General features: G+C 31.7%; 3 protein-coding genes. 1 reads left to right on the forward strand and 2 read right to left on the reverse strand.

Going from position 1 to position 2,559, the window contains the following annotated elements; all coding sequences use genetic code 11:
• Positions 1-12: 12 nt before the first annotated feature.
• Complete coding sequence (gene panC / locus QZZ48_RS15300) at positions 13-858, reverse strand: pantoate--beta-alanine ligase (protein WP_294967122.1); 846 nt, start codon at positions 856-858, stop codon at positions 13-15.
• A gap of 51 nt (positions 859-909) precedes the next feature.
• On the opposite strand from panC, the gene prfB reads away from it, so the two are divergent.
• Complete coding sequence (prfB, locus tag QZZ48_RS15305) at positions 910-2,007, forward strand: peptide chain release factor 2 (protein ID WP_294967123.1); 1,098 nt, start codon at positions 910-912, stop codon at positions 2,005-2,007.
• Between the two features lie 14 nt (positions 2,008-2,021).
• On the opposite strand, the gene QZZ48_RS15310 is transcribed toward prfB, so the two are convergent.
• Positions 2,022-2,357: a hypothetical protein gene (locus QZZ48_RS15310; protein WP_294967124.1), complete on the reverse strand. Its 336-nt coding sequence runs from the start codon at positions 2,355-2,357 to the stop codon at positions 2,022-2,024.
• Positions 2,358-2,559: the final 202 nt, after the last annotated feature.

Consider the following 2,559-nt stretch of genomic DNA (forward strand, 5'->3'; position numbering starts at 1 on the left):
GAAGAGGGTTACTTAAAGCCAAATATTATCAAGTAGTCTTGTTTCACCTAATTTCACTTCAACTAAGATAACTGTATTTTCAAGTTCTACTTCTTTTATAATTTCAAAATCACGATTTAGTATCTCAACATAAAAAATTTCTAATGGCTCTAAGTGTTCTCTCATCTTATTTATTATTTCATGTGAATCTACTATATTTTTAATAATCATTTTTGCAGCTATTTGGAGTGAAGCCGAAATTTTCAAAGCTTCTTCTCTCTCTTTTTTACTAAGATATATATTTCTACTGCTGAGTGCTAAGCCATCGCTTTCTCTAACTGTATCAATACTAATAATTTCAACACTCATAAAAAACTGTTTAACCATTAACGTAATAAGATTTAGTTGCTGAGCATCTTTTTTACCAAAATATGCTCTTGTTGGACTTACTATATTTAATAATTTCATTACAACGCTAAGGACACCGTTAAAGTGTCCTGGACGACTAAACCCTTCAAGCACATATCCACGCACACTTGGAGCAAGAATACTAACTTCATCATTGCCATAGATGCTATTAGCATTTGGTAAAAATAGGATATCTACTCCACTGAGTTCACATATCTTTTTATCTGCTTCATCTTTTCTAGGATAATTATCTAAGTCTTCACCTTCTAAGAACTGAGTAGGATTAACAAAGATAGATATAACAACTATTTCATTGTCTTTTCTTGCTTCTTTTATAAGAGTAATGTGCCCTTCATGTAAAGCACCCATAGTTGGAACAAAACCTACGGAGTGGTTTCCTTGAAACCCCTCCGTTTTATTAGAATTACTCAAATACTCTTTTAACTCTATTGGAGTAGATATAATCTTCATTTTAAGCCTCAATTTAATATAATCGCAATTATACACTATTGGATTAACTTTATGGATAACTACGAATACACAGAACTCTTAAAAAACTTAAATTTAAAAATGGATAACATCACAGGTGTTGTACAACCAGATAAATTAAATAATAGACTAGATGAAATAGAAGAATTAGAAAGTTTTCAAGATTTTTGGAATGATGCAACAAATGCTGCAAAAATTCAAAAAGAAAAAACTCAATGTCAAAGAAAGTTAGATAAATATTCTATTGCCAAAGATGCCATTGTAGATGCTGTAGAATTATATGATATGGCTAAAGAAGAAAAAGATGAAGAAACTATTGAATCATGTTTTAATGAGAGTCAAGAGTTAGAACAGCTTATTTTAAACATGGAAGTTGAAGTTCTTTTAAGTGGTGAGACTGACTCTAACAATGCTATCCTCTCTATCCATCCAGGGGCTGGAGGAACAGAATCTCAAGACTGGGCTGAAATGTTACTCAGAATGTATAAGAGATGGGCTGAGAGGCATAACTTTAGTGTTGAAGTCCTAGACTACCAAGTTGGAGATGAAGCTGGTATCAAAGATGTATCTATCATCATAAAAGGTGAAAATGCTTATGGCTACTTAAAAGTAGAAAATGGCATTCATAGACTTGTTCGCATCTCTCCATTTGATTCAAATGCAAAAAGACATACATCTTTTAGTTCTGTAATGGTCTCACCAGAGATAGACGATGACATAAATATTGTAGTTGAAGATAAAGATATTAGAATAGACACTTATCGCGCAAGTGGAGCTGGTGGACAACATGTTAATAAAACTGAATCTGCTATTCGTATAACTCATATTGAAACAAATGTTATCGTACAGTGTCAAAATGATAGAAGTCAACATAAAAATAAAGCAACAGCAATGAAGATGCTAAAGTCTCGTCTTTATGAGTTAGAACTAGAAGCTCAAAAAGCAGAAGCTGCTGGTGTTGCAAAGAGTGAAATAGGTTGGGGCCATCAAATTCGTTCTTATGTTATGCAACCATACCAACAAGTTAAAGATACAAGAAGCAATGAAGCTTATTCAAATGTGTCTGGAATCTTAGATGGTGATATAGATAAGATGATAGAGGGTGTATTGATTGCTCAAAATAAGCAATAATACTTTAACTGAGCCTAAGTATTAGGCTCTTTCTTTTTTACGAAACTGTAACCTAAAGATCCCACACCTAATATCATCGATATAATAGTTAAGTATTGAACTTGCTTAGCTTGATGATTTTTAAATTCTTGCATATATTTTGATTTCTCTTTCTTCTTTTGTTTTTTTGAACCATTATTAGATTTACCAGCTACTTTAGCTTCCATTCTTGCAATATTTGCTGCCGCTATCTCATTTTTACTAATACCCTCTTTAGGTGTTACCCAAAAATGTACAACAAAACCAATCAGAAGCATTAAGGTTCCTGCACTTCTAAGTATTAATATTTTATGTTTTATAAAAAATTCCAAAATTTACCTTTTAATTTGTATTATCATTTCACTAATTATAATGTAAATTATGTCAAAATGGCAAGATGAATTTACTAAAAGAATTTTCACTTGATGACAAATGTTCATATCTAAGTGATGCGAAACAAACTACTTACTATAAAGTCATAGATGATTGTGACATAGAGCAATGCCAAGAGCTAATAGAAAGAGGCTATAGAAG

The organism is Sulfurimonas sp. (assembly GCF_016744025.1).
GTDB lineage: Bacteria > Campylobacterota > Campylobacteria > Campylobacterales > Sulfurimonadaceae > Sulfurimonas.